This window comes from Pseudomonas sp. PMCC200344 (assembly GCF_030053095.1).
GTDB classification, from domain to species: Bacteria; Pseudomonadota; Gammaproteobacteria; order Pseudomonadales; family Pseudomonadaceae; genus Aquipseudomonas; species Aquipseudomonas svalbardensis.
The window spans coordinates 1,945,495-1,970,491 of sequence record NZ_CP125618.1; the positions used below are offsets into that span (position 1 = coordinate 1,945,495).

A 24,997-nucleotide genomic window follows, 5' to 3' on the forward strand; every position below is an offset into this window, starting at 1 on the left:
AAGGGTTATCAGCATGCTGCAACTGATCCTCGGCGGCGCCCGCTCCGGCAAAAGTCGCCTGGCCGAAAAACTCGCCTCCGACAGCGCTCTGGCAGTGACTTACATCGCCACCAGTCAACCGCTCGACGGTGAAATGAACGAGCGGGTCGCCCATCACCGCGCCCGTCGTCCGGCCGAATGGGCATTGATCGAAGAGCCTGTGGAACTCGCCCGCGTCCTGCGCGAAACCGCCAGCACCGATCGGTGCCTGCTGGTGGATTGCCTGACGTTGTGGATGACCAATCTGCTGATGCTCGACGACACCGAGCGTCTGTCGGCCGAACGTGATGCGTTGCTGGACTGCCTGGCGTCGCTGCCGGGTGAAATCATTTTTGTCAGCAACGAGACCGGAATGGGTGTCGTGCCGCTGGGCGAATTGACCCGCCGCTATGTCGATGAAGCCGGTTGGCTGCATCAAGCGTTGGCCGAGCGCTGTGAGCGAGTTGTCCTGACCGTCGCCGGCCTGCCCCTGACTTTGAAAGGAACTGCGTTATGACTCAATCCTGGTGGCTGAACCCATGCAAACCGATCGATGCTCAAGCGGTCGAGCAGGCGCAGGCCCGTCAACAGCAACTGACCAAACCGGCCGGCTCCCTCGGTCGGCTTGAGTCGGTGGCCGTGCAATTGGCCGGGTTGCAGGGGCAGGTCAAGCCGAGACTCGATCAGCTGTGGATCGCGATTTTTGCCGGTGACCACGGCGTGGTCGCGGAAGGGGTGTCGGCATTTCCTCAGGAAGTCACCGGGCAGATGCTGCACAACTTCGTCAGCGGTGGCGCGGCGATCAGCGTGTTGGCGCGGCAACTCGGGGCATCCCTGGAAGTTGTCGACCTCGGCACGGTGACGCCGTCGTTGAATTTACCAGGCGTGCGTCACGTGAACATCGGCCCGGGCACGGCGAATTTCGTCGAAGGGGCGGCCATGACGCCGGCTCAAGGCGAACTCGCTTTGCAGGCCGGCCGCGACAGCGTGCAGCGCGCCATCGCGGCGGGTGCGCAGTTGTTTATCGGTGGCGAGATGGGCATCGGTAACACCACTGCGGCCAGCGCGTTGGCCTGTGCCTTGCTCGATTGCCCGGTGGTGCATCTGACCGGGCCGGGCACGGGTTTGAACGCGGCGGGTGTCAGCCATAAAGCTCAGGTCATCGAGCGCGCTTTGGCGTTGCACAGTGCTCAACGTGGCGATGCGCTACAAACCCTGTACAACCTCGGCGGTTTTGAAATCGCTGCGCTGGTCGGCGCGTATCTGGCGTGTGCTCAGGAAGGCGTCGCGGTGCTGGTGGACGGTTTTATTTGCAGTGTCGCGGCGTTGGTGTCGGTGCGCTTGAACCCTGAATGCCGTCAGTGGATGTTGTTCGGTCATCGCGGCGCCGAGCCGGGTCATCGTCATGTACTGGAAACCCTGAACGCCGAACCGCTGCTGGACCTCGGCCTGCGTCTGGGTGAGGGCAGTGGCGCCGCATTGGCCGTGCCGTTGCTGCGTCTGGCGTGCGACCTTCACGGGCAGATGGCGACTTTCGCCGAGGCCGCCGTGGCGGACCGTCCGGCATGACTTTGCGTCTGGACCTGTTGCGCCACGGCGAAACCGAACTCGGCGGCGGCTTGCGCGGCAGCCTTGACGATGCACTGACCGAAAAGGGCTGGGCGCAGATGCGCGCGGCGGTGGTCGAGCAGGGGCCTTGGGATCATTTGGTCAGCTCGCCACTGCAGCGGTGTGCGCGGTTCGCCGAAGAACTCGGTGCACAGCTTGGTTTGCCGGTGCAGTTGGATAAAGACCTCCAGGAGCTGCACTTCGGCGCATGGGAAGGACGGAGCGCCTCCGCTCTGATGGACACCGATGCCGAGGCGTTGGGATTGTTTTGGGCCGACCCTTATTCGTTTACGCCGCCTCAGGGTGAGGCGGTGGTGGATTTTTCGACGCGGGTGTTGGCCGCTGTTGGGCGCTTGCAGGCTACCTACGCAGGCGAGCGGGTGTTGCTGATCAGTCACGGCGGGGTCATGCGCTTGTTGCTGGCTCAGGCGCGGGGATTGCCTCGTGAGCAGTTGCTCAACGTCGAAGTCGGGCATGGCGCGTTGTTTTCGCTGACGGTCGAATCCGGCGTGTTGTTAAAGGAAGCGATCTGACCATGTTGCCGTTCTGGATCGCCCTGCAATTTTTGAGCAGTCTGCCGATTCGTCTGCCGGGCATGCCGGCGCCACAGGAGTTGGGGCGGTCGTTGCTGTTTTATCCGCTGGTCGGCCTGCTGTTCGGCGGGATTTTGTGGGCGTTCAACTGGCTGCTGCTCGGTACGCCGTTATTGCTTCACGCAGCGCTGTTGCTGACGGTTTGGGTATTGCTCAGCGGCGCGTTGCACCTGGACGGCCTGGCCGACAGCGCCGATGCGTGGCTCGGTGGGTTCGGCGATCGAGAGCGCACGTTGACGATCATGAAGGACCCGCGCAGCGGGCCGATTGCGGTCGTGACGCTGGTACTGGTGTTGCTGCTCAAATTCGCCGCGTTGCTGGCATTGATCGAGCAGCAACACGCCGTTGTCCTGATCATTGTTCCGTTGATCGGGCGCAGCGCGATGCTGGGCTTGTTCCTGACCACGCCTTATGTGCGCGCCGGTGGCTTGGGGCAAGCGCTGGCCGATCATCTGCCGCGTTTGGCGGGCAAGCAGGTGTTGGCGGTGAGTGCGTTGGCGTGTGTTTTGATTGCCGGTCTCAGCGGCGTGTTGGCAGTCGTGCTGGCGGCGCTGGTGTTTGTCTGGCTGCGGCAAGTGATGCTGCGCCGATTGGGCGGCACCACGGGCGATACGGCGGGGGCGTTGCTGGAAATCCTTGAGGTCGCGGTGCTGGTGGGATTGGCTATCTGCTGAACTTCCCACATCATGTAACTTGATTTAACACAACCGCGGGTATATACACGCACCATGCTCGATTCCCAATGTTTATGCATCAACCTGCGTCGCGCCGCCCGTGGCGTCAGCAGACACTACGACGGCGCGCTCGATGGCTTCGGGATCAACGTTGCCCAGTATTCTCTGCTGTGTAATCTGCAGCGTCTGGATAAGCCGAGTATTTCCACGTTGGCCGAGGCCATGGGATTGGATCGCAGCACCTTGGGGCGCAATCTGCGGGTGCTGGAAGGCGAAGGCCTGCTGATGCTGGTCGAGGGCGAAGACATGCGCAATCGCATCGTCATGCTCACCGAGGCGGGTATTGAACGCCTAAAAGCGGCCTTGCCCGCCTGGGAAGCGGCGCAACAGCGGTTGATTGACCGTCTGGGTGCCGAGAAACGCGAAACCTTGCTGCGACTGCTGGACGAACTGGCGTGATGCCGGTTTTTCCGATCTTAAGCGGGTATATACCCGCTACCGGAGAATAAGAATGACCTCGATGTGGCGTACGTGCGGTTGGGTTTTGTTGGGGAGTGCGCTGATTCTCGCGTTGTCCTTGGGCGTCAGACACGGCTTCGGGCTGTTTCTGGCGCCGATGAGTGCCGAGTTCGGCTGGGGGCGTGAGACGTTTGCCTTCGCTATCGCCTTGCAGAACCTGATCTGGGGCCTGGCGCAGCCATTCACCGGCGCGCTGGCCGACCGCTTTGGCGCCGCGAAAGTGGTGCTGGTCGGCGGTGTCCTGTATGCGTTGGGCCTGGTGTTCATGGGCCTGTCGGATTCGGCCGTGACCTTGTCCCTGAGTGCCGGCCTGTTGATCGGCATCGGTCTGTCGGGCACTTCGTTCTCGGTGATCCTCGGCGTGGTCGGCCGCGCAGTGCCGCCAGAGAAACGCAGCATGGGCATGGGCATCGCCAGCGCTGCCGGCTCTTTCGGTCAATTCGCCATGTTGCCCGGTACGCTGGGGTTGATCGGCTGGCTCGGCTGGTCAGCGGCATTGCTGGTGTTGGGCCTGTTGGTGGCGCTGATCGTGCCGCTGGTGAGCATGCTCAAGGACAAGCCGCTACCGGTGTTCGGTCATGAACAAACACTGTCCGAAGCCCTGCACGAGGCCTGTTCACATTCGGGATTCTGGCTGCTGGCGTTCGGCTTTTTTGTTTGCGGTTTTCAAGTGGTATTCATCGGCGTGCACTTGCCGGCTTATCTGGTGGATCAGCATCTTCCGGCGAGCGTCGGTACGACGGTGCTGGCGTTGATCGGGCTGTTCAATATTTTCGGTACTTACACGGCGGGCTGGCTCGGCGGGCGGATGTCCAAGCCGCGTTTGCTCACCGGCCTGTATCTGCTGCGGGCAGTGGTGATCGGGTTGTTCCTGTTGGCGCCGGTCACGACGACCACCGCTTACCTGTTTGGTATGGCGATGGGCTTTCTTTGGCTGTCGACCGTGCCCTTGACCAACGGTACCGTCGCGACCTTGTTCGGCGTGCGAAATCTGTCCATGCTCGGTGGGATTGTTTTCCTGTTTCACCAGCTCGGATCGTTCCTCGGCGGCTGGTTGGGCGGGGTGGTGTACGACCGAACCGGGAGCTATGACTTGATCTGGCAGGTAGCGATACTCTTGAGCCTGTTGGCCGCCGCCCTGAACTGGCCGGTGCGTGAGCAGCCGGTGGCGCGCCTGCAAACACAGATGAGTGCGCTATGAACAGCCTCTGGCCGCGTATCGCTGTCGTCGCTGTCTGCGCCTTGCTGCTCGCCTTGTCGTGGTGGGGCTGGCATCAGGGCGGGCTGGCGTTGATGCAACTGGGCATGGGTGCTTGCTAGCAGGATGCGAGGGCGAGTAACTTCGTTTTTAACGACTTCTCAAGGATGCACCGACATGCTGATGCGCTGGCTCGCAGTTCCCGCATTACTGGTAGCGTTTAGTGGATGGGTTCAAGCGGCAGAGTGCCCGGACCTTTTGCAAGGCTCGTTGCCCAAGCTGCGCGCCAAGGAATCCATCGACCTGTGCCAACGCTTCGCTGGCAAACCGCTGGTGGTGGTCAATACCGCGAGCTTCTGTGGTTTCGCCCCGCAGTTCAAAAGCCTTGAGGCGCTGAATCAGCGTTACAAGGAACAGGGGCTGGAGGTGATCGGCGTTCCGTCCAACGACTTCAAGCAAGAGTCCAAGGATGGCGAAGAGACTGCCAAGGTCTGCTACGTGAACTACGGCGTGACGTTCACCATGACTGAACCGCAGAAAGTCCGCGGTAATGACGCGACTCACTTGTTCAAGATCATCGCCAAGCAGAGTACCGCGCCGAAGTGGAACTTTTACAAATATGTGGTCGATCGCAAAGGCAAGGTGATCGCCAATTTCTCCAGCCTGACCACGCCTGACGATCCCGAGTTCATCGCTGCGGTGGAGAAAGCCCTGGCCTCGCAACCCTGATCCACACCCGTTAAAAAGCCCCGCCTCTGTACAAGAGAGCGGGGCTTTTTCAATTCACGCGGCGAGTGGTTCAAGCTCGCCGTGAATCATCAGAAGCGGTAGGTCGCGCCAACACCGAAACCGTTCGCATAGTTTTCATACTCGGCGCTGTAATTCTGGCGGCCGTTGCTGTTGTTGACCTTGACCGACTCTTCGCGCAGGTACGAGTACGCTACGTCGATGGTCAGGTCGTCGGTCGGGCTCCAGCCAGCGCCCAAGCTGAAAATCTTGCGATCGCCCGTCGGGATGCGTGGAGAGCGGTTTTCGTTGTTGGTCGGCGACTGGTCAACCGACAGGCCGGTACGCAGCACCCACTGCTTGTTCAGCTGATAGGACGCACCGATGGCGTGAGCCCAGGTGTCGTGCCAGTTCTGCTCTTCGGTGATGGTGCCAAAGCCGCGTGCGGCCAGGGCGGCAGGAACGCCTTCGTTCTCGACGGAGATCTCTTTCAGTCGGCTCCAGCGAGTCCAGGTGCTGCCTGCGTAGAGGGTCCACTGGTCGTTCAACTGGTGAGTGACCGAGAAGTCCACCGACTCAGGCGTGGTGATGTCCAGCGAAGCGTCGAACTTCTGGTTCGGGTTCTGGCCCAGCGCCGCGAGCACGCCGTAGTTGACCTTGGTGTCACCTTCGAGCTTGTACTTCACTTTCGAGTGATAGGTCAGGCCGAGGCGAGTGCTTTCGAGGGCTTGAACCATGATGCCGATGTTGTAACCCAGCGCGGTGTCGTCACCCTTGATCTTGACGGTACCGTCTGCTGCGCGAGGGTTCAGCGACAGGTTCGATTCCAGTGTACCGTCGATGCGGTTGATGGTCGGACCGAAACCGATCGACACCTTGTCGTTGAAGGCGTAGCTGACGGTTGGCTGGAGAGTCACGATTTTGACTTCGCTCTTGCTGCCGAAGTATTTGCCGGCGAAGCCGTTCTCGTAGTCGGTCACCAGGCCGAATGGAGCGTAGACGCCGAAACCGACTGCCCACTGGTCATCGATTGGCTTTACGTAGTAGCCCATGGGGACGCCCATGAAAGGGACCATGTCACCTTTGTTGGTACCACCATTCGGACTGGAGTTCGCATCACTGATATCAGTGTGCGCGTCGATAAATGCAACACCACCCGTCACTTGTTCGCGCTTGAGGCGAGACATGCCGGCAGGGTTACCAAAAACAGTGGATGCGTCGTCGGCAGCTGAAGATCGCCCGGCAAAACCTGTCCCCATCCCGCTGATGCTTTGTTCGTTGAGGGCGAAGCCACTTGCGAAGATCTGGGTGGATGCCAAGGCAACGGCGAGGCTAAGGGTGGTTTTGAGCATTACTTTTTTCATTATTAGAACTCCTGGTGATCACCGGGGCGAAAATTACCAACATTTTCGTTCCAGCGCCATAGGCTGTAATGCTTGATTTAGAGCGGTTTTGTAGGACAATCCGACCAAAATCGCAGCAGTTACGCGATCTTGTGGAAACAGCAGATCAACAGGCGACCTGATTCAGCGGTGAAACACAGGTTTGCCAGGCGCAGGTGAAGTCTCTCAGGCGTCCTTGAGGCTGGAAGGTCTGGCGCCAGATACGGGCCATTCCCAGTAGGTCGTCTGCTTCGGGGAGGGGGGTGTTCTGTTCTTCTACCAGCAGCCAGGCGATGGCTGTGGCGTAACGCAGGTTGACGGTCAATTCGAGGTGCGGACCACTCAGGAAAGCATGCTGGCTGGCCAGGCCGCGAACCAGGCTTGCGCGTTCCGGGTCAAGTGCCAGGTAGTGGTCCCAAAGTGCCTGGTGGCGGGGTTCGGCGATTCGGTACAGGCCGTGTCCACGGCGGTCATGCAGGGCAGTACCCAGGGCTGACTGGCTGGCGGCGACGCCCAGCAGCAGGGATTCGGCAGTTGCGCTATGGCGCCCGAGGTAAATCAATGTCGGGCGGATCACATAACGGCACAGTTCGCTGGCAGCGATACCCATAAAGCCCTCGAAACGTGAAATGGTCGGCGATACCTGAAGGGGCCTTGGCAGCGGGTGAATCGACTCAGGCTCGCCGGAAGCGGCTCAAGCCGCTTGAGTTGAAGTGTAGTGTCATATTCGCTCCGTAAAGGCCTGTTTTTAAAATATTTCCGGCTGCGAGTTATAACCGTTATATCGCTTAGTGCTTAGGCGGTGGCAGCGAAAAGAGAAATATCAGGCAATAAAAAGCCCCGCTTTTTGAGCGAGGCTTTTGAGGTTTTCAGTCTTTCTGGCGTATCAGGCAACCAGTGCCTGACGGGTACGCTCGATCACGGCCTGCAGCGGCTCGGCGCTGGAGTATTGATCGGGGTACAGGCGTTCGCTGTGACGAGCGATGCCGTGTTCGTTGACCAGAGTGAAGCTGAAGCAGCCTTTGCGAGCAGCCATGATCAGGCAGTTCATTGGTGCAAAAGCGTTGGTTAGGGTGCGAATGGCATCCTGGGTGTGGATTTGAGTAGACATAGTCATTGGGTGTTCCTACAAGCGACACGGATAAGAACCGTGCAAAATTAAAACGTTCCAGTGACGACGACCACCATTGGTCGAACGAAGAACCCGACTGGAACAAAGCAGCCAGTTTGAAGCGCTTATAAATTGGCGCGCTTGGGCTGGCAGGTAGGTACTTAGGAGGGCAGGCAACACATCAAGGGCAAAGGTTCTGGGCCCGGGGTGAAGATCCTGATCAATTTGCAGGTTGGTTCGGTCAGAGTAAGTGAGCTTCGCAACACCCTTTGCTTTCGATTCAAAGGCTGTGTTGACGCAAGGTTTACCTGGAAACCATCGAGGTGGTCGATCCCGCTTTGTCGGTGGACGCTTCCTTTGGGAAGGCTGACCGTGGGGATTTGTTCGACCAGAATTGACTTTCAGCTTGGTACTAACGCCGCGGATACTAACGGATTGAATCGCTGAAGGGAAGTGTGTTAACAAAAAAGTTCTTGGGAGGCCCCTCATTCAAGTCCGGATTGGCGCTCGGAAAAAGCCATGACCCGCAGACTTGCCCTGTAATAGCACAAATTCCGACCATTGCTAGTCACGGCTCATCGGGCCAGGACCAGCCAGGATCATGGGTTTACCAAGGTTTATCCCAGGTGCAGGCGAAATATGCGCCGAAAAAGCGCATCGATATAACTGCCTCGAAGGTACTTGTGCACATAAGTCACGGAGGGTGTCACGCTGCTGTCATCTTCCCTTCAAACGCAGTGGGTGCCTGTAACCAAAATTTAAGTCAATGAAAAACATCGCTTTTTTTTACTGGTGAAAAAATCGTCAGTTTGACTGCGAGCCCCATTCCATACGGCTTTGCGAGAGTTCAAGGGCGGTTGTCCACTGAGTTATCCACAGCTTCTGTGGATTGTCCCGAGCGCTTGCTCTAGTACGGGCGTGCCGGGTTTTTTTAGGCTTTACCTGTAAGAAAAAAAGAGTAGAGTGGCGCGCCTTTCGATCTGCCCCACAGTGCTTTATGAAGTTTCGCTCAGTATCAGTCTCTGCAACCTCCACACCTCCCAGCGTTACCCCGCCCAAGCGCTTTTCGATGCGTGTGGCCGAGTGGCTGCTCGACAGCCCGCGTCTGGGCGAAAACCCCAACGTCAAACACTTCGCCGGACGTTTGCTCAAGCAGCCAGCCCGTGAAGGGGTCGTGGCCGCGCAAAGCCGTCTAGGTCAGCTGATGTGCCGTGAATGCGGGAATGCCCGGGATCGCCGTATCGGCCAGGACCTTTTGCGTTCGGCTGCGCGGGCAGGGGATCGGCGCGCTCAGCAGGAACTGGGTCTGATCGAAGACTGAGCTGTCCAAGACCTGACGCCTTGGTTAACCTTCAAGCTTTATTTCATTGGCAGGAGTGGCTATGGCTATGGACTTGACCAGCGCATTGCTCGGTCTGGCGGGCGCTGCGCTGCCTTTACTGGTACTGGCCTGGCAACTTCAGCGGCGAGCGAGCGCCACGCAGTCAGAGGTTGCACTGCTGGAAGAGCGTCTGGCCACGGCCCATCTGGCTCAGGATGGATTGAACGCGCAACTCGAAGCCTGTCGCGATGAAATGGGTGATCTGGGCCAGGCCAACGCCGCCAAACAAGCAGACCTGGCCGCCGTACGCCGTGAAGTCGAACTGCTGCAGATCGAACGTGACGACGCACGCGACGCCGCCCACGCCTGGAATCTGGAACGCGCCGGCAAAGAGGCTGAGTTGCGTCGTCTGGACGCCCAGGCCGCTTCGCTCAACGCCGAGCTGCGCGAGCAGCAGGAAAGCCATCAGCAGCGCCTTAACGACCTGCAGGGCTCGCGAGACGAGTTGCGAGCGCAGTTCGCGGAGCTGGCTGGCAAGATCTTCGACGAGCGCGAGCAGCGCTTTGCCGAAACCAGTCAACAACGCCTCGGTCAGTTGCTCGATCCGTTGAAAGAACGCATCCAGTCCTTCGAAAAACGCGTCGAGGAAAGCTATCAGGCTGAAGCCCGCGAACGTTTTTCCCTGGCCAAGGAACTGGAGCGGCTGCAACAGCTGAACCTGCGCCTGAGCGACGAAGCCACCAACCTGACCCGCGCCTTGAAAGGGCAGAAAACCCAAGGTAACTGGGGCGAGCTGATTCTTGAGCGAGTGCTTGAACACGCGGGTCTGGAGAAGGGGCGCGAGTACCAGACCCAGGTCAACCTCAAGGGGCCGGACGGTGAGCGTTTCCAGCCGGACGTGATCATTTATCTGCCGGGCGACAAACAGGTGGTGGTCGACTCCAAGGTCAGCCTCACGGCCTATCAGCAATACGTCGCGGCCGAAGACGATGCCATCGGCCAGATTGCCATCAAGCAGCACGTGCTGTCCTTGCGCACTCACGTCAAAGGGCTCGCCGGCAAGGATTACAAGCGTCTCGACGGTTTGCACAGCCTGGATTTCGTCCTGCTCTTCGTACCGATCGAAGCCGCGTTTTCCGCCGCATTGCAGGCTGAGCCGACGCTGTTCCAAGAGGCCTTCGACCGCAACATCGTGATCGTCAGCCCGACCACTTTGCTGGCGACCCTACGCGTCATCGACAGCCTGTGGAAGCAGGAGCGCCAAAGCCAGAATGCCCGAGAAATCGCCGAGCGGGCCGGGTGGCTGTACGACAAGTTCGTGTTGTTCATCCAGGATCTGGATGAAGTCGGCAATCGATTACAGCAACTGGATAAAGCCTACAGCTCGGCGCGTAATAAGCTGACGGAAGGCCGTGGCAACCTCGTCAGCCGCAGTGAGCAGCTCAAGTTGCTTGGCGCGCGGGCGAGCAAGAGCCTGCCCGCAGACTTGCTGGAGCGGGCAATGACGGATGTGGACGGGTTGGCGGAATTGCCGGAGTAAGCCGAAAAGCTTCGCGAGCAAGCCCGCTCACACATTGAACCGCATTCCATCTGGATGAACTCGGTCCAATGTGTGGGCTTGCTCGCGAAGGTGGCAGTTGCTCCACCACAAGACTCAAACGCTGCCGGGTTACAACGGCAAATGCCGACTCAGCAACGCCCGCAACGCCGCCGGTTTCACCGGTTTGGCCAGATAATCCAGCCCCGCCGCATGCACTTGGGCCACCGTCTCCGGCCGCCCATCGGCGCTGATCACTACCCCTGGCACTGGCTCACCCAATCGGGTGCGCAGCCATGCCATCAGTTCGGTCCCTGTCTCGCCATCGTCCAGGTGGTAATCCACCAGCGCCAATTGCGGTCGCATCCCATCGCTGAGCAGCGCCGCGCATTCATCGCGGTTGCGCGCGGTCCAGACCTGACAACCCCAGCGCGTGAGCAAGCTGTTCATGCCGATCAGGATGCTGTCTTCGTTGTCGATGCACAGTACTTGCGCGCCGCTCAGCAATTTGCCATTGAGTTCGACGACCTTGGTCGGGGTCGCGGACTGCGCCTGAGCCAACGGCACACTGACGCTGAACACGCTGCCGCGCCCCGGCCAGGAGCGTACGCGCAAGGTATGACCCAGCACGCGACACAGCCCGTCGGCGATTGCCAGGCCTAGCCCCAGGCCTTTCTCTGCGCGCGTCTGGTGGCTATCGAGGCGTTTGAATTCTTCGAAAATGACCTGCTGTTTATCCACAGGAATGCCCGGACCTCGGTCCCAGACTTCCAGGCACAGCTCGCCCTTGCGTCGGCGAACCCCCAGCAGCACCGGCCCTTTGGCGTAGCGGAAGGCATTGGTCAGGAAGTTCTGCAGGATACGTCGCAGCAGTTTGATGTCGCTGTCGACGCGCAACGTACTGCCCCTGACACGGAATTTCAGCCCTTGGTCGCAGGCCAGCGCCTTGAACTCGGCACCGAGGACATCGAACATCTCATTGAGCACGAACGGTTTGGGATCAGGGTTGATCTTGCCGTTTTCCAGACGGGAAATGTCCAGCAGGTCGCTGATCAAGTCCTCGGCCGAGCGCAGTGACGTGTCCAGATGATGGACCAGTTTCTGCGCCTCACCGGAGAGGCCGTCGTCTTGGTGGGAAAGGGCGGCCGAGAACAGTCGCGCAGCGTTCAACGGTTGCATCAAGTCGTGACTGACCGCCGCCAGGAAACGGGTTTTAGACTGGTTGGCCGACTCTGCGGTGCCCTTGGCTTCGGTCAGGGCGACGTTGAGTTGCGACAGTTCGTGGGTCCGCTCGGTGACCCGTCGCTCCAGGCCCTCGTTGGCTTCGGTCAGCGCTTGCTCAGCCTCGCGGAAGGCGCTGATGTCGGTGAAACTCATGACAAAACCGCCGCCCGGCATCGGGTTGCCGATCAGCTCGATCACACGGCCATTGGGGAAAAGTCTTTCAGAAGTATGGGCGCGGCCCTGACGCATCCAGTGCAAGCGCCGTGCGACGTGCACTTCAGCTTCGCCGGGACCACACAGGCCGCGCTCGGCGTTGTAGCGAATGATGTCGGCAATCGGGCGGCCAAGCCTGATCAGCCCATCCGGGTAGTTGAACAGCTCCAGATAGCGCCGGTTCCAGGCCACCAGTTTCAGCGACTGGTCGACCACACTGATGCCTTGGGTGATGTTCTCGATCGCACCTTGCAGCAGTGCGCGGTTGAATTGCAGCACTTCCGAGGCTTCGTCGGCGATTCGGACGACGTCTTCGAGTTGCATTTCCCGACCTTCGATGGCGGCTTTTACCACCGCCCGCGTCGAAGAAGCACCGAGCACACCGGCCAGCAAGCGTTCAGTGTGGGCGATCCATTCACCGTCGGCGTTCTGGTTCGGGTTGAAGCCTTTGCCCTGACGGTAGGCGAAGCGGATAAAGCTTTGACGGGCGCGTTCTTCGCCGACGAAGCGTGCGGCCAGCTGCAACAAATCGTCGATCTGCACCGACAGCATCGAACGGGCGCTGGGGCGGGCGCTGATTTCCTGACCGATGAAGCGACCCGCCTGCCAATGTTCCGAAACCCTTGTACGCGACAGCACCGACACCCAGGCGAACAGCGTGAAGTTGGCTGCAAGCGACAACACCACTCCTTGTGTCAACGGGGTGAGCGGCAATTTCAGCGGGTTGCTGTGCAACCAGGCCAGCCCCGGGGAACTGCTCAAGGACAAACCGAGGCTTTGGGCGGCAATCGGCAGGATCAAGGTGTAGAACCACAGGAACGTCCCGGCGGCGAGGCCGGCGAATACTCCCCGGCGATTGGCTTGTTTCCAGTACAGCGCGCCGAGCATGGCCGGGGCCAGCTGGGTCACGGCGGCGAAGGCGATCTGGCCGATGGTCGCCAGACTCGCCGTCGAGCCGAGCAGGCGATAACTGACGTAGGCCAACAGCAGAATCACCACAATGCTCACTCGGCGCACCGAGAGCATCCATTGGCGGAACACTTCGAACGGCCGCTCGGCGTTGTTGCGCCGCAGCAGCCATGGCAACAGCATGTCGTTGGAGACCATGGTCGACAACGCCACGCTGGCGACAATCACCATGCCGGTCGCCGCCGAGGCGCCCCCGATAAACGCCAGCATCGCCAACGCAGGATGGGATTGGGCCAGCGGCAGGCTGATGACAAACGAGTCCGGCAGCACCGAGCTCGGCAGCAGCATCTGGCCGGCGAGGGCGATGGGAACGACGAACAGCGCCGCCAGCGCCAGATAGGCTGGAAACACCCATTTGGCCAGGCGCAGATCCTGAGGATCGATGTTCTCCACCACGGTCACGTGGAACTGCCGGGGCAGGCAGATGATTGCCATCATTGCCACGCCGGTCTGCACCACCATCGACGGCCAGTTGATGGTTTCCTTCCAGTATTCTTCCAGACGCGGGGCGAGCATGGCCTGGTCGAACAGGTCTTCGAAACCGTCGTACAGGCCGTAGGTCACGAACGCGCCTACCGCGAGAAACGCGAACAACTTGACCAGCGATTCGAACGCAATCGCCAGCACCATACCGCGGTGGTGTTCCGTGGCGTCGAGGTTGCGGGTACCGAAGACGATGGTGAACAGCGCCAGCACCAGCGACACGATCAGCGCCGTGTCCTGGGCGCGCGTGCCCATGGCGTCGGCACCGGCGCCGATCAGCAAGTTCACCCCGAGCACGATGCCCTTCAGTTGCAACGCGATGTAGGGCAACACGCCGACCAGGCAGATCAGCGCCACCACCACCGCCAGCGACTGGGATTTGCCATAACGCGCGGCGATGAAGTCGGCAATCGAGGTGATGTTCTCCTGCTTGCTGATCATCACCATTTTTTGCAGGACCCACGGCGCGCACACCAGCAGCAGGATCGGTCCGAGGTAGATCGGCAGGAAAGACCAGAGTTGTTCGGCGGCCTGGCCCACGGCGCCAAAGAAGGTCCAGCTGGTGCAGTAGACGGCCAGCGACAGGCTGTACACCCAGGCACGCACTCGCGGCGGCAACGGCGTGCTGCGACGGTCGCCGTAGAAGGCGATGGCGAACAGGATGGCCATATAGGCCAGGGCGACGGCGGCGATCAGCCCGCTGGACAGCGACATGGGAACTCCAGACAAAAGACACCCGGGACTCCCGCCCGGACAGACAGTCTCGCACGATGGCAGGGGTTAGTCAGTGTCGACCAAGGTCGCGGCGCGGCGGGGTGTCGCAGGGCGCTTGTCAGTTGCATCTTGGGTGTTTTGCAGGCCCCTTCGCGAGCAGGCTCGCTCCCACATTGGATCTATGTTGGGCACAAATTACGTGTCCCCTGAAGATCACCTGTGGGAGTGAGCCTGCTCGCGATGGCGGTATCACTGACTCAACGCAATCTCGATCAACCGATGCAATTCCTCAACCTCCAGCGGCGCCGCTGAAAACAGGATACGAAACGCCGTCGGCGCCGCCACCAGGTTGATCAGCCGATCAACGTTCGGCTTCGGCTGATCGGGGTATCGATCCAGAATCGTCTGCAGCTGCCCGCCAATGATCGTCGCGCAAAGGGCTGGCGTGGTGCTGCATTGCACGTCGCGCAACATGTTGCGGCCGGGCTCGGAACTCATCTCGTCCAGATACTGCTCGGCCCAGGCGCGCACGTCACCGTGCAGGCTGCCGGTATGGGCCGGCTCGCTCTCGGGGCGCATGCGGGCGAGGGCGACATCCGCCAGCAACACCGACAGATCGCCCCAGCGCCGGTAGATGGTCGACGGCGTGACGCCGGCGCGCGCGGCGATTTGCGGGACGGTCACGGTGGTGCGGTCCTGCTCTTCGAGAAGATCGCGGACTGCCGAATGAACCGACTCTTGCACCCGGGCACTCCGGCCGCCAGGGCGTAAACCTTCTTTAATAGCCATGCATCGGACCTTAACACAAAGAATTTGCTTTAAGCGCCAGCCAGTAGCACACTCCGCAAAAGCAAAAAGTTAGCTTTTGCGGAGTGTATTTATGTCCAGTTCAACGTCTAATCGTTCAAGCCTGTGGTTTCTGGCAATCACCTTACTCAGTTTTCTTGCCGCTTCCACCGCGCCGACGCCGTTGTATCACTTGTACCAGGAACACCTGCAATTCTCGGCAGCGACCCTGACCCTGATTTTCGGCGTGTACGCCATCAGCTTGCTGGCGGCGTTGCTCACGGTCGGTTCGCTCTCGGATTACCTGGGTCGCAAGCCTGTAATTTTTACCGCTGTGATGTTGAACATGCTAGCGATGCTGCTGTTTATCAATGCAGACAGTGTCGCCTGGTTGATCAGCGCACGCGTGCTTCAAGGTTTTGCTACGGGGATGGCCACTGCCGTACTGAGTGCGGCGCTGCTGGACACCGATCGCCAGCAAGGGCCGCTGGTCAACAGTGTGGCGCCGTTGCTGGGCATGGCGTCGGGTGCCATGGGCTGCGGCTTGTTGGCTGAGTTCGCACCACTGCCATTGCAGTTGACCTATTGGGTGCTGTTCGCGCTGTTTGTGATGCAAGCGCTGTACGTTTGGCGTTTGCCGGAAAGCGTCAGTCCCCAACCGGGAGCCTGGGCCTCGCTGCGCCCGACACTGCATGTGCCAATCCAGGCGCGGCGTGCGTTGTGGCTGGTGCTGCCGATCAACATCGCGGTGTGGGCACTCGGTGGCTTTTACGCTTCTTTGGCGCCGTCTCTGGTGCGCACGGCCACCGGATCGACCTCAAATCTGATTGGCGGTGCGACGGTGGCTGTGTTGACGGTGACCGGCGCGTTGATGATCTACACCTTGCGCGATCGGCCGGCCGACCAGGTTTTGCGATTGGGCGGCAGTCTGCTGCCTGCCGGCGTCGCGCTGATTCTGATGGCGGTACACAGTGCCAGTCTTACGCTGTTTTTCGTCGGGACGCTGGTGGCCGGATGCGGTTTCGGCGCCGGTTTCCTTGGTGCATTGCGCAGCGTCGTGCCGCTGGCCTTACCCCATGAACGGGCAGGGTTGATGTCGGCTTACTACGTGCTCAGTTATCTGGCTTTCTGCTTGCCGTCGTTGCTGGCCGGAAACTTGACCCGGACCTTCGGGCTGGTGGCCACCACCGATGGTTACGGCGCGGTGCTGATTATTCTCTCGGTCGGCGCTCTGCTCGCGTTGATGCGTCAGCAGTCCATGAAAGTCTGTGGCGTCGATGTTCGATGACCGTTAGCCTTGGCGCCGCCATACATTTCGACGGGCCGACGCATGAAAATCATCCGCAGCAAATCCTTCACCGCTGACCGTGCCTGGGGCGCTTTGGATATCGCCAACATGAACGGCATCACCACGCGTTTGCACTGGACCGATCAGCCCTATAAATGGCACATCAATGATGGGCAAGAAGTGTTCGTGGTGTTGGATGGTCAAGTGCAGATGCGTTATCGCGAAGAAGGACAGGAGAAAGAAGTGATGTTGGGTGTAGGCGATATCTTCTATGCCGACGTCGGTACCGAACACGTTGCCCATCCGCAGGGTGCGGCAAGAATTCTGGTGATCGAGACTGAAGGCAGCGTTTGACGCTGTATCTGCAAAACAGATAACAGTTACAGATATTACCCGTTATATCGATATTCGATTCGGATCTACCATGAGCTCCACCTCAACAGAGGACAGGAGTTCACCATGACATGCCCCAACACTGCCCCAGCCGGTTTCAAACCCTTCAGTCATTTGCAGCACCCGCGTGAAGTCATCCGCCAGTTCACGCCGAACTGGTTCGCCGCCACCATGGGCACCGGTGTGCTGGCGTTGGCGCTGGCGCAGCTGCCGGGCGCAAATGCCGGTTTACACGCGATTGCCGAAGCCCTTTGGCTGTTCAATATTGTGCTGTTTGTTTTATTCACGGTTATGTATGCAGCGCGTTGGGCGCTGTTTTTCGATGAGGCGCGGCGGATTTTCGGTCACTCCACGGTCTCGATGTTTTTTGGCACCATCCCCATGGGCCTGGCGACCATCATTAATGGTTTCCTGGTGTTCGGTCTGCCGCGTTGGGGCGAGGGCGTGATTGATGTCGCCGAGGCGCTGTGGTGGCTGGACGTGGCGATGTCTGTGGCGTGCGGCGTGCTGATTCCCTACCTGATGTTCACCCGTCAGGAACACAGCATCGACCAGATGACCGCCGTCTGGCTGTTGCCGGTGGTGGCGGCGGAAGTGGCAGCCGCCAGCGGTGGTCTGCTGGCGCCGCACCTGGCCGATGCCCATTCGCAACTGGTGGTGCTGGTGACCAGCTACGTGCTCTGGGCCTTTTCCCTGCCGGTTGCGTTCAGCATTCTGACCATTCTGTTGCTGCGCATGGCACTGCATAAATTGCCCCACGAAAACATGGCCGCCTCCAGCTGGCTGGCGCTCGGCCCGATCGGCACCGGGGCGCTGGGCATGTTGCTGCTGGGAGCGGACGCGCCGGCGATCTTCGCGGACAACGGTCTGCCGGGCATCGGTGAAATCGCCGCAGGGCTGGGGTTGGTGGCCGGGATCACCCTGTGGGGTTTTGGTTTGTGGTGGATGCTGATCGCGGTGCTCATCACCCTGCGTTACCTGCGCGCCGGTATCCCTTTCAATCTCGGCTGGTGGGGTTTTACCTTCCCGTTGGGCGTCTATTCTCTGGCGACGTTGAAACTGGCCAGCACCTTGAACCTGACGTTTTTCAGTGCTTTCGGCTGTGTGCTGGTGGTGTTGCTGGCGGTGATGTGGCTGATCGTCGCCAAACGTACGGTGCAAGGGGCGTGGCGGGGCGAGTTATTTGTCTCGCCGTGCATAGCCGGATTGAAGAAATAACCGGCGAAGATAGGTAATGTGTGGCCTGGATCGTCGTTCGATATTCCAATAACGGTATCCACGCCACTCTCTACCCACTCTTTTATGCAAATCAGGGACACATGGAAGATGAGTCACCCCTCACAGTTCACCTTGCTTCGCACCCGGCGCTTCCTGCCATTCTTCGTCACACAGTCGCTCGGGGCATTCAACGACAACATCTTCAAGCAGTCGCTGATCCTCGCCATTCTCTACAAGTTGACCATCGACGGTGACCGCTCGATCTGGGTCAACCTGTGTGCGCTGCTGTTCATCCTGCCGTTCTTTCTGTTCTCGGCGCTGGCCGGGCAGTTCGGTGAAAAGTTCGCCAAGGACGCGTTGATTCGTCTGATCAAGCTCGGGGAGATCGCCATCATGGCGGTCGGCGCGGTCGGTTTCATGTTCGATCACCTGTCGCTGATGCTAATGGCGCTGTTTGCCATGGGCACTCACTCGGCGCTGTTCGGGCCGGTGAAATACTCGATCCTGCCCCAGGCCTTGCGTGATGAAGAGCTGGTGGGTGGCAACGGCCTGGTGGAAATGGGCACCTTCCTGGCGATCCTCGCCGGGACCATCGGTGCCGGGATCATGATGTCCTCCAGTCATTACGCGCCGATCGTCTCCACGGCGATCATCGGTGTTGCGGTGCTCGGCTATCTGGCCAGTCGCAGCATTCCACGGGCTGCGGCCGCCTCCCCGGAAATGCGCCTGAACTGGAACATTTTCAGCCAGTCCTGGGCCACATTGAAACTGGGCTTGGGGCAGACGCCAGCGGTGTCACGCTCGATTGTCGGCAACTCGTGGTTCTGGTTTGTCGGGGCGATTTATCTGACGCAGATCCCGGCCTATGCCAAGGAGTGGATGCACGGCGACGAAACCGTGGTGACGCTGATTCTTACGGTGTTCTCGGTCGGCATCGCGCTCGGTTCGATGCTTTGCGAGAAACTGTCCGGACGTAAAGTCGAGATCGGGCTGGTGCCGTTCGGCTCGTTTGGTCTGACCGTGTTTGGTTTACTGCTGTGGTGGCATTCCGGTGGAATTCCGGACAGCGTCACAGGTCATGGCTGGATCGAAGTCCTGAGTTTCGGCCACGCCTGGCTGGTGTTGATCGACATTCTGGGGCTTGGGGTTTTCGGCGGTTTCTATATCGTGCCGCTGTACGCGCTGATTCAGTCTCGTACCCCCGAGAATGAGCGGGCGCGGGTGATTGCCGCCAACAATATTCTCAACGCGCTGTTCATGGTGGTCTCGGCGATTGTCTCGATCGTCTTGCTGAGCATGGTCAAGCTATCGATCCCGCAGCTATTCCTGGTGGTGTCGCTGCTGAACATTGGCGTCAACGCCTACATCTTCAGCATCGTCCCCGAGTTCAGCATGCGCTTCATGATCTGGCTGCTCAGCCATTCCATGTACCGCGTGGAGCATCGCAATCTGCAGCTGATTCCCGATGAAGGCGCGGCGTTGCTGGTGTGCAATCACGTGTCCTTCGTCGACGCCTTGCTGATTGGCGGCGCGGTGCGTCGGCCGATTCGCTTTGTGATGTATTACAAGATCTACAACTTGCCGGTGCTGAACTTTATCTTTCGCACGGCCGGGACCATTCCGATCGCGGGGCGTCAGGAAGACATTCAGATCTACGAAAAAGCCTTCACGCACATTGCTCAGTATCTGAAGGACGGTGAATTGGTGTGCATCTTCCCTGAGGGCAAATTGACTGCCGATGGCGAGATCAACGAGTTCAAGGGCGGGCTGACGCGGATTCTCGAAGAGACGCCGGTGCCGGTGATTCCGTTGGCATTGCAGGGTTTGTGGGGGAGCTTCTTCAGCCGCGATCCGCAAAAGGGCGTGTTTCGCCGGTTGTGGTCACGGGTGACGCTGGTGGCAGGGCCAGCGGTATCGGTTGAGGTGGCAGAGCCAGCCAGGTTGCAAGGGATGGTAGGGGAATTGCGCGGCGCTGTGCGCTAATTCCTTTCGTTGCGGGCCGCTAACCAAGCGTGCCCGCTCCGGGCATTCAACCCGCCATCGCCAACCGGTTACGTCCCTCGCGCTTGGCCACATACAACGCACTGTCGGCCCGTCGCAACAGGCTCTCGGCGGACTCGCCGGGCAATAGCGTCGAGCAGCCAAGGCTGACCGTCAGCTCGATCGCATCGCCGTCGGCCGAATATTCCTCTGCCTGCACTGCAAATCGTAACCGTTCGCCAACCATGGCTGCCGCCTCACGACTCGTGTTGGAAAGCAGGATCAGGAACTCTTCGCCACCAAAGCGGAAGACCATGTCCACGTTGCGTAACTGGTTCTTGATCGAGGCTGCAACGGCCTTGAGCACGTCATCGCCGGCGCTGTGTCCGTGGTTGTCGTTGATGCGTTTGAAGTGATCGATGTCCAGCATCAGCAGCGACAAGGGTTGCAGATGCCGACGCGACATCTCTGTTTCCCGTTGCAGGGTCTGATCCATGGCGATGCGGTTGCCGGTGTCCGTGAGCGGATCGCGCAAGGCACTTTGGGTGGCGGCGCGGTAGAGCAGGGCATTGCGCATTGGATACAGCAATGCGGACAGCAGTGACTCGAGGTTGCCTTGTTCCTGCTCACTGAAGCGCTGATTGCGGCGGAATACCAGGTCGCCCAGGTGCTCGCCTTCATGGCTGAGGCTGTAGCTGATCGAATGATGGCCGCGCAGGCCGAACACCAGGCGCAAGTTGCTGGACGTGTGCTCGTACGTCAAGGCGTCAAGCGGTACAAGTCGCTGAATCTCGCGGAAGAAGAGCCCGAGAATGCGTTGCGGCTCAAGACTGGTTTGCAGCTGCAGGCTCAGTTGCTGGCGCAGTTGCGCAAGGCTGACGGACCTCTCGATGAGGGTAGGCTGCTGACCAAAGCCCAGGCGTTGCAATTTGGCGCTATCGAAGTCAATTGCGTTGGTCTGGGAAGGTGATTTCATATGGCGTGCGCCCCTAAGCAGTAAGGCTGTCTTACAGGCTGGGTGAGAGCGGCTTTGGGCTGCGCGTCATACTGGTCCATCAGTCCCGTAGGACATTTGGCGCAAGTTTAGTCCGCTTTGCCGACGATAAGTAACCTGTCGGCTCAGGCGTCCGCCCTGTCTGCTTTCACACTGCGTGTCTGAGCAAATTTAGAGCGAAAGTCGTGCCATTCAGTTCAGTCGGATAAAAATCGTTCTAAATCAAAGTATTGAAGCGTCGTTGAAGAGCGTTGTTGCGTTCGGTGACAGTTGTTTGACTTGTGGCGGGGGTGGTTGCGACGCACTTTGGGTGCCGCGACGGGAAGCCGTCGCGGCACAAAAGCGACGTGCGGACGTTACTGAGCGTTGAACGCCTGGCCGTTGATGCCGGTACTGTCTGGACCCATCAGGTAGAGGTAGACCGGCATGATCTCCTCGGGCGTCGGGTTGTTCAGCGGGTTTTCACCCGGGTAAGCCTGGGCGCGCATGCTGGTGCGGGTGGCGCCCGGGTTGATGCTGTTGGAGCGCACCGGTGCCACGGTGTCGACTTCGTCAGCGAGGGTTTGCATCAAGCCTTCGGTGGCGAATTTGGACACGCCATAAGCGCCCCAATACGCACGCCCCTTGCGGCCGACGCTGCTGGAGGTGAACACCACCGAAGCATCCTGCGACAGCTTGAGCAGCGGCAACAGGGTGCTGGTGAGCATGAACATGGCGTTGACGTTGACGTGCATGACCCGCATGAAGTTTTCGCCGGACAGCTGCTCGATTGGCGTACGCGGGCCAATGATCGACGCGTTGTGCAGCAAACCGTCGAGGTGGCCGAATTCGGTTTCGATCATCGCTGCCAGCTCATCGTATTGATGGGGCAGGGCGGTTTCCAGGTTGAACGGGATCACGGCCGGTTGTGGATGGCCGGCGGCTTCGATTTCGTCGTAGATCTGAGTCAGGTTGGCTTCGGTCTTGCCCAGCAACAGCACGGTGGCGCCGTGTGCAGCGAAGGTTTTTGCGGCGGCAGCACCGATGCCACGGCCAGCGCCGGTGACCAGGATGACCCGGTCCTTGAGCGATTCTGGGCGGGCGGAATAATCAAACATAAGAAACCTCAACAAATCAGAAAGCGGACCCTGTAGGAGCACGGCTTGCCTGCGATGGCGTTTTCAGAATCGCTATCGCCGGCAAGCCGTGCTCCTACGAAAAGCGGCTCAGCAACTACACAGCGCGCTATCGAGCACTTTGCGCAACTCCAGCGGATGGTCGACCACCACATCCGCGCCCCAATGCCGCGGGTTATCGTCCGGATGAATGTAGCCATAGGTCACGGCGGCCGTCTTGGTGCCGGCATCGCGACCGGATTCGATATCGCGCAGGTCATCACCCACAAACAGCACGCTGGCCGGGTCCAGGTCGAGCATCTTGCACGCCAGGATCAACGGCTCGGGGTCCGGTTTGCTGTTCTTCACATGGTCCGGGCAGATCAACAACGCCGAGCGCTCGGCCAGGCCAAGCTGCTGCATGATCGGCTCGGCGAACCGCAGCGGCTTGTTGGTGACCACGCCCCAGATCAGGTTGGCCTTCTCGATGTCGGCCAACAGTTCGCCCATGCCGTCGAAGAGTTTGCTGTGAACCGCGCAACCGGCGAGGTAACGCTCCAGGAACTCCAGGCGCAACGCCTCGAAACCCGGTGATTCCGGGTCCATGGAGAAGGTCACGGCGACCATTGCCTTGGCGCCGCCGGAGATCTCGTCGCGAATGTGTTTGTCGTTCATCGGCGGCAAGCCGCGATCGGCGCGCATCGCCTGACAAATCGCAATGAAGTCCGGCGCGGTGTCGAGCAGAGTGCCGTCCATGTCGAAAAGAACTGCTCTGATACGCATCGGCTTACTCCTCGCGCAGGGTCTGGATCATGTAGTTGACGTCCACGTCGGAGGCCAGCTTGTAGTGCTTGGTCAGCGGGTTGTAGGTCAGGCCGATGATGTCCTTGACGGTCAGGCCGGCCATGCGGCTCCAGGCACCCAGCTCGGACGGGCGGATGAATTTCTTGAAGTCGTGAGTGCCGCGCGGCAGCAGCTTCATGATGTATTCCGCGCCGACGATGGCGAACAGGTACGCCTTCGGGTTGCGGTTGATGGTGGAGAAGAACACCTGGCCGCCGGGTTTGACCATGCGGAAACAGGCGCGGATCACCGAGGACGGGTCCGGCACGTGTTCAAGCATTTCCAGGCAGGTGACCACGTCGAACTGCTCAGGCATTTCTTCGGCCAGCCCTTCGGCGGTGATCTGCCGGTATTCGACACTCACGCCGGATTCCAGCTGATGCAGTTGCGCGACCGCCAGCGGCGCTTCGCCCATGTCGATGCCCATGACGGTAGCGCCGCGCTGGGCCATGGCTTCGCTGAGAATGCCGCCGCCGCAACCGACGTCGAGGACTTTCTTGCCGGCCAGGTTGACCCGTTCGTCAATCCAGTTGACCCGCAGCGGGTTGATGTCGTGCAGCGGTTTGAACTCGCTTTCGCGGTCCCACCAGCGATGGGCCAGGGCTTCGAATTTGGCGATTTCGGCGTAGTCGACGTTGCTCATGTTAAGTCCTCTAAAACTTGAAAAATCCTGTTGCCCCGGTGGTAAGTCCGGGGTGCTTACGATTCGGTATGGCCGCTGATGCGCTGGCCCCAGGCCTTGGCGGTGGTGCAGAGCTGTTCTTCATCCAGGCGAGTCAGGCGACGGTCGTCGAGCAGTTGCTTGCCGGCGACCCAAAGGTGTTTCACGCAATCGCGGCCGGTGGCATATATAAGTTGCGAAACCGGGTCGTAGACCGGTTGCTGCGCCAGGCCGGAGAGGTCGAATGCGACGATGTCTGCTGCTTTGCCGACTTCCAGCGATCCCACTTCGGATTCAATGCCCAGCGCGCGGGCGCCGTTGAGCGTGGCCATGCGCAGGGCGCGATGGGCGTCCAGCGCGGTGGCCGAGCCGGCGACGGCTTTGGCCAGTAAAGCGGCGGTGCGGGTTTCGCCGAGCAGGTCCAGGTCGTTGTTGCTGGCCGCGCCATCGGTGCCGATCGCCACATTGACGCCAGCCTGCCACAAACGCTCCACCGGGCAGAACCCGCTGGCCAGCTTCAGGTTCGACTCCGGGCAATGAATCACGTTGGTGTTACTTTCTACCAGCAACACCAGGTCTTCGTCGCTGATCTGAGTCATGTGCACCGCCTGGAAGCGCGGCCCCAACAAACCCAGGCGCCCGAGTCGGGCCAGCGGGCGTTCACCGCGCTGCTCGACGGACTGCTGCACTTCATAAGCGGTTTCATGCACGTGCATATGGATCGAGGCGTCCAGTTCTTCGGCGATCACCCGGATTTTCTCCAGGTTCTCGTCGCCCACGGTGTAGGGTGCGTGGGGACCGAAGGTGACTTTGATGCGCTCGTGGTGCTTGAGATCGCCAAACAATTCGACGCCCTGACGAATGGCGTCGTCCGCCGTGCTGGCGCCCGGGATCGGGAAATCGAGGATCGGAATCACGATTTGCGCGCGAATGCCGCTGTTATGGACGCGCTCGCTGGCAACCTTCGGGAAGAAATACATGTCAGAGAAGCAGGTGATGCCACCTTTGATCTGTTCGGCGATTGCAAGGTCGGTGCCGTCACGTACGAAAGCTTCATCGACCCACTTGGCTTCGGCCGGCCAAATGTGGTCTTCCAGCCAGGTCATCAGGGGCAGATCATCGGCCAGGCCACGGAACAGCGTCATCGCCGCATGACCGTGGGCATTGATCAAGCCAGGGCAGAGCAACATGTCCGGCAGTTCGCGGACCTCGGTTGCATTAAGCTTGAGCGCAGCCGAACGTGGGCCGATGAATACGATGCGTCCGTCGCGGATACCCAGGGCGTGCTCTTTGAGGACAACGCCAGCGGGTTCGACGGGTACCAGCCAGGTCGGCAGCAATAGCAAGTCGAGCGCAGCGGCAGTGTTCGGCATCGAGAGTCGGTTCCAGAGCTTTTGTAAAGGATGGCGAAGTATACCCGAGCGTCTTCGCAGGGGGATCGCTATAATCG

At 60.0% G+C, this 24,997-nt stretch carries 24 protein-coding genes; 14 read left to right on the plus strand and 10 right to left on the minus strand.

Annotation, left to right across the window (positions count from 1 at the left end; translation table 11 throughout):
- Positions 1-13 precede the first annotated feature (13 nt).
- Genes cobU through QFW87_RS08775 form a run of 8 tightly spaced genes read left to right on the plus strand, consistent with a single transcriptional unit; the run spans position 14 to position 5,339 of the window.
- The gene (gene cobU, locus QFW87_RS08740) at positions 14-535 is read left to right on the plus strand and encodes a bifunctional adenosylcobinamide kinase/adenosylcobinamide-phosphate guanylyltransferase (RefSeq protein ID WP_283183637.1); all 522 of its coding nucleotides are present in this window, start codon (positions 14-16) and stop codon (positions 533-535) included.
- Positions 532-1,587, plus strand: a complete 1,056-nt coding sequence (gene cobT, locus QFW87_RS08745; RefSeq protein WP_283190280.1) for a nicotinate-nucleotide--dimethylbenzimidazole phosphoribosyltransferase — start codon at positions 532-534, stop codon at positions 1,585-1,587. Before cobU ends, cobT begins: the two co-directional genes overlap by 4 nt.
- Positions 1,584-2,159 (plus strand): alpha-ribazole phosphatase family protein, encoded by a 576-nt coding sequence (cobC, locus tag QFW87_RS08750; protein WP_283183639.1) that lies wholly within the window; start codon positions 1,584-1,586, stop codon positions 2,157-2,159. Before cobT ends, cobC begins: the two co-directional genes overlap by 4 nt.
- A gap of 2 nt (positions 2,160-2,161) precedes the next feature.
- On the plus strand, positions 2,162-2,893 hold the full coding sequence (locus QFW87_RS08755; protein ID WP_283183640.1) for an adenosylcobinamide-GDP ribazoletransferase: 732 nt from the start codon (positions 2,162-2,164) through the stop codon (positions 2,891-2,893).
- 54 nt (positions 2,894-2,947) lie between these two features.
- Positions 2,948-3,352, plus strand: coding sequence for a MarR family winged helix-turn-helix transcriptional regulator (locus tag QFW87_RS08760; RefSeq protein WP_283183641.1), 405 nt, complete (start codon positions 2,948-2,950; stop codon positions 3,350-3,352).
- Between the two features lie 52 nt (positions 3,353-3,404).
- Positions 3,405-4,613 carry an MFS transporter gene (locus tag QFW87_RS08765; RefSeq protein WP_283190281.1) on the plus strand — a complete coding sequence of 403 codons (1,209 nt, stop codon included), beginning with the start codon at positions 3,405-3,407 and terminating at the stop codon, positions 4,611-4,613.
- The gene (locus tag QFW87_RS08770) at positions 4,610-4,732 is read left to right on the plus strand and encodes a hypothetical protein (protein ID WP_008148682.1); all 123 of its coding nucleotides are present in this window, start codon (positions 4,610-4,612) and stop codon (positions 4,730-4,732) included. The genes QFW87_RS08765 and QFW87_RS08770 overlap by 4 nt, the downstream gene beginning before the upstream one ends.
- A 55-nt stretch (positions 4,733-4,787) precedes the next feature.
- On the plus strand, positions 4,788-5,339 hold the full coding sequence (locus QFW87_RS08775) for a redoxin domain-containing protein (protein WP_283183643.1): 552 nt from the start codon (positions 4,788-4,790) through the stop codon (positions 5,337-5,339).
- 89 nt (positions 5,340-5,428) lie between these two features.
- On the opposite strand, the gene QFW87_RS08780 is transcribed toward QFW87_RS08775, so the two are convergent.
- The 3 genes from QFW87_RS08780 to QFW87_RS08790 all read right to left on the minus strand — a co-directional run bounded on the left by QFW87_RS08780 (position 5,429) and on the right by QFW87_RS08790 (position 7,829).
- Positions 5,429-6,700, minus strand: coding sequence for an outer membrane protein transport protein (locus tag QFW87_RS08780; RefSeq protein WP_283190282.1), 1,272 nt, complete (start codon positions 6,698-6,700; stop codon positions 5,429-5,431).
- A 145-nt stretch (positions 6,701-6,845) separates the two neighbouring features.
- Entirely contained in the window at positions 6,846-7,328 is a 483-nt protein-coding gene (locus QFW87_RS08785) for a hypothetical protein (protein ID WP_074874727.1), read from the minus strand.
- A 276-nt stretch (positions 7,329-7,604) separates the two neighbouring features.
- The gene (locus QFW87_RS08790; RefSeq protein ID WP_007898912.1) at positions 7,605-7,829 is read right to left on the minus strand and encodes a hypothetical protein; all 225 of its coding nucleotides are present in this window, start codon (positions 7,827-7,829) and stop codon (positions 7,605-7,607) included.
- 997 nt (positions 7,830-8,826) lie between these two features.
- Here QFW87_RS08790 and QFW87_RS08795 point away from each other — a divergent pair.
- Both QFW87_RS08795 and rmuC read left to right on the plus strand, forming a co-directional pair.
- On the plus strand, positions 8,827-9,150 hold the full coding sequence (locus QFW87_RS08795; protein ID WP_080931979.1) for a sel1 repeat family protein: 324 nt from the start codon (positions 8,827-8,829) through the stop codon (positions 9,148-9,150).
- A 175-nt stretch (positions 9,151-9,325) separates the two neighbouring features.
- Positions 9,326-10,690, plus strand: coding sequence for a DNA recombination protein RmuC (rmuC, locus tag QFW87_RS08800; protein WP_283184536.1), 1,365 nt, complete (start codon positions 9,326-9,328; stop codon positions 10,688-10,690).
- 129 nt (positions 10,691-10,819) lie between these two features.
- Here rmuC and QFW87_RS08805 read toward each other — a convergent pair whose 3' ends face one another.
- Together QFW87_RS08805 and QFW87_RS08810 are read right to left on the minus strand one after the other, a co-directional pair.
- Complete coding sequence (locus tag QFW87_RS08805) at positions 10,820-14,290, minus strand: NahK/ErcS family hybrid sensor histidine kinase/response regulator (protein WP_283190283.1); 3,471 nt, start codon at positions 14,288-14,290, stop codon at positions 10,820-10,822.
- Positions 14,291-14,539: 249 nt separating this feature from the next.
- Complete coding sequence (locus tag QFW87_RS08810) at positions 14,540-15,079, minus strand: TetR/AcrR family transcriptional regulator (protein WP_283190284.1); 540 nt, start codon at positions 15,077-15,079, stop codon at positions 14,540-14,542.
- Positions 15,080-15,170: 91 nt separating this feature from the next.
- Here QFW87_RS08810 and QFW87_RS08815 point away from each other — a divergent pair, with 91 nt between their 5' ends.
- The 4 genes from QFW87_RS08815 (at position 15,171) to QFW87_RS08830 (ending at position 19,958) form a co-directional block, all read left to right on the plus strand.
- The gene (locus QFW87_RS08815) at positions 15,171-16,364 is read left to right on the plus strand and encodes an MFS transporter (RefSeq protein ID WP_283190285.1); all 1,194 of its coding nucleotides are present in this window, start codon (positions 15,171-15,173) and stop codon (positions 16,362-16,364) included.
- A 42-nt stretch (positions 16,365-16,406) separates the two neighbouring features.
- Positions 16,407-16,718 (plus strand): cupin domain-containing protein, encoded by a 312-nt coding sequence (locus QFW87_RS08820; protein WP_140681821.1) that lies wholly within the window; start codon positions 16,407-16,409, stop codon positions 16,716-16,718.
- 105 nt (positions 16,719-16,823) lie between these two features.
- On the plus strand, positions 16,824-17,975 hold the full coding sequence (locus tag QFW87_RS08825; protein ID WP_283190286.1) for a TDT family transporter: 1,152 nt from the start codon (positions 16,824-16,826) through the stop codon (positions 17,973-17,975).
- A 108-nt stretch (positions 17,976-18,083) separates the two neighbouring features.
- Positions 18,084-19,958: an MFS transporter gene (locus QFW87_RS08830; protein WP_283190287.1), complete on the plus strand. Its 1,875-nt coding sequence runs from the start codon at positions 18,084-18,086 to the stop codon at positions 19,956-19,958.
- 46 nt (positions 19,959-20,004) lie between these two features.
- On the opposite strand, the gene QFW87_RS08835 is transcribed toward QFW87_RS08830, so the two are convergent.
- From QFW87_RS08835 to QFW87_RS08855, 5 genes are all read right to left on the minus strand, one after another.
- A complete protein-coding gene (locus tag QFW87_RS08835) occupies positions 20,005-20,931 on the minus strand; it encodes a GGDEF domain-containing protein (RefSeq protein WP_283190288.1) in 927 nt (308 codons plus the stop codon).
- A 374-nt stretch (positions 20,932-21,305) separates the two neighbouring features.
- Positions 21,306-22,046 carry a YciK family oxidoreductase gene (locus QFW87_RS08840; RefSeq protein ID WP_283190289.1) on the minus strand — a complete coding sequence of 247 codons (741 nt, stop codon included), beginning with the start codon at positions 22,044-22,046 and terminating at the stop codon, positions 21,306-21,308.
- Positions 22,047-22,154: 108 nt separating this feature from the next.
- Positions 22,155-22,826: an N-acetylmuramic acid 6-phosphate phosphatase MupP gene (gene mupP / locus QFW87_RS08845; RefSeq protein WP_283183652.1), complete on the minus strand. Its 672-nt coding sequence runs from the start codon at positions 22,824-22,826 to the stop codon at positions 22,155-22,157.
- Positions 22,827-22,830: 4 nt separating this feature from the next.
- On the minus strand, positions 22,831-23,529 hold the full coding sequence (gene ubiG, locus QFW87_RS08850; protein WP_123364644.1) for a bifunctional 2-polyprenyl-6-hydroxyphenol methylase/3-demethylubiquinol 3-O-methyltransferase UbiG: 699 nt from the start codon (positions 23,527-23,529) through the stop codon (positions 22,831-22,833).
- Positions 23,530-23,585: 56 nt separating this feature from the next.
- Complete coding sequence (locus tag QFW87_RS08855; RefSeq protein WP_283190290.1) at positions 23,586-24,920, minus strand: TRZ/ATZ family hydrolase; 1,335 nt, start codon at positions 24,918-24,920, stop codon at positions 23,586-23,588.
- Between the last annotated feature and the right edge of the window lie 77 nt (positions 24,921-24,997).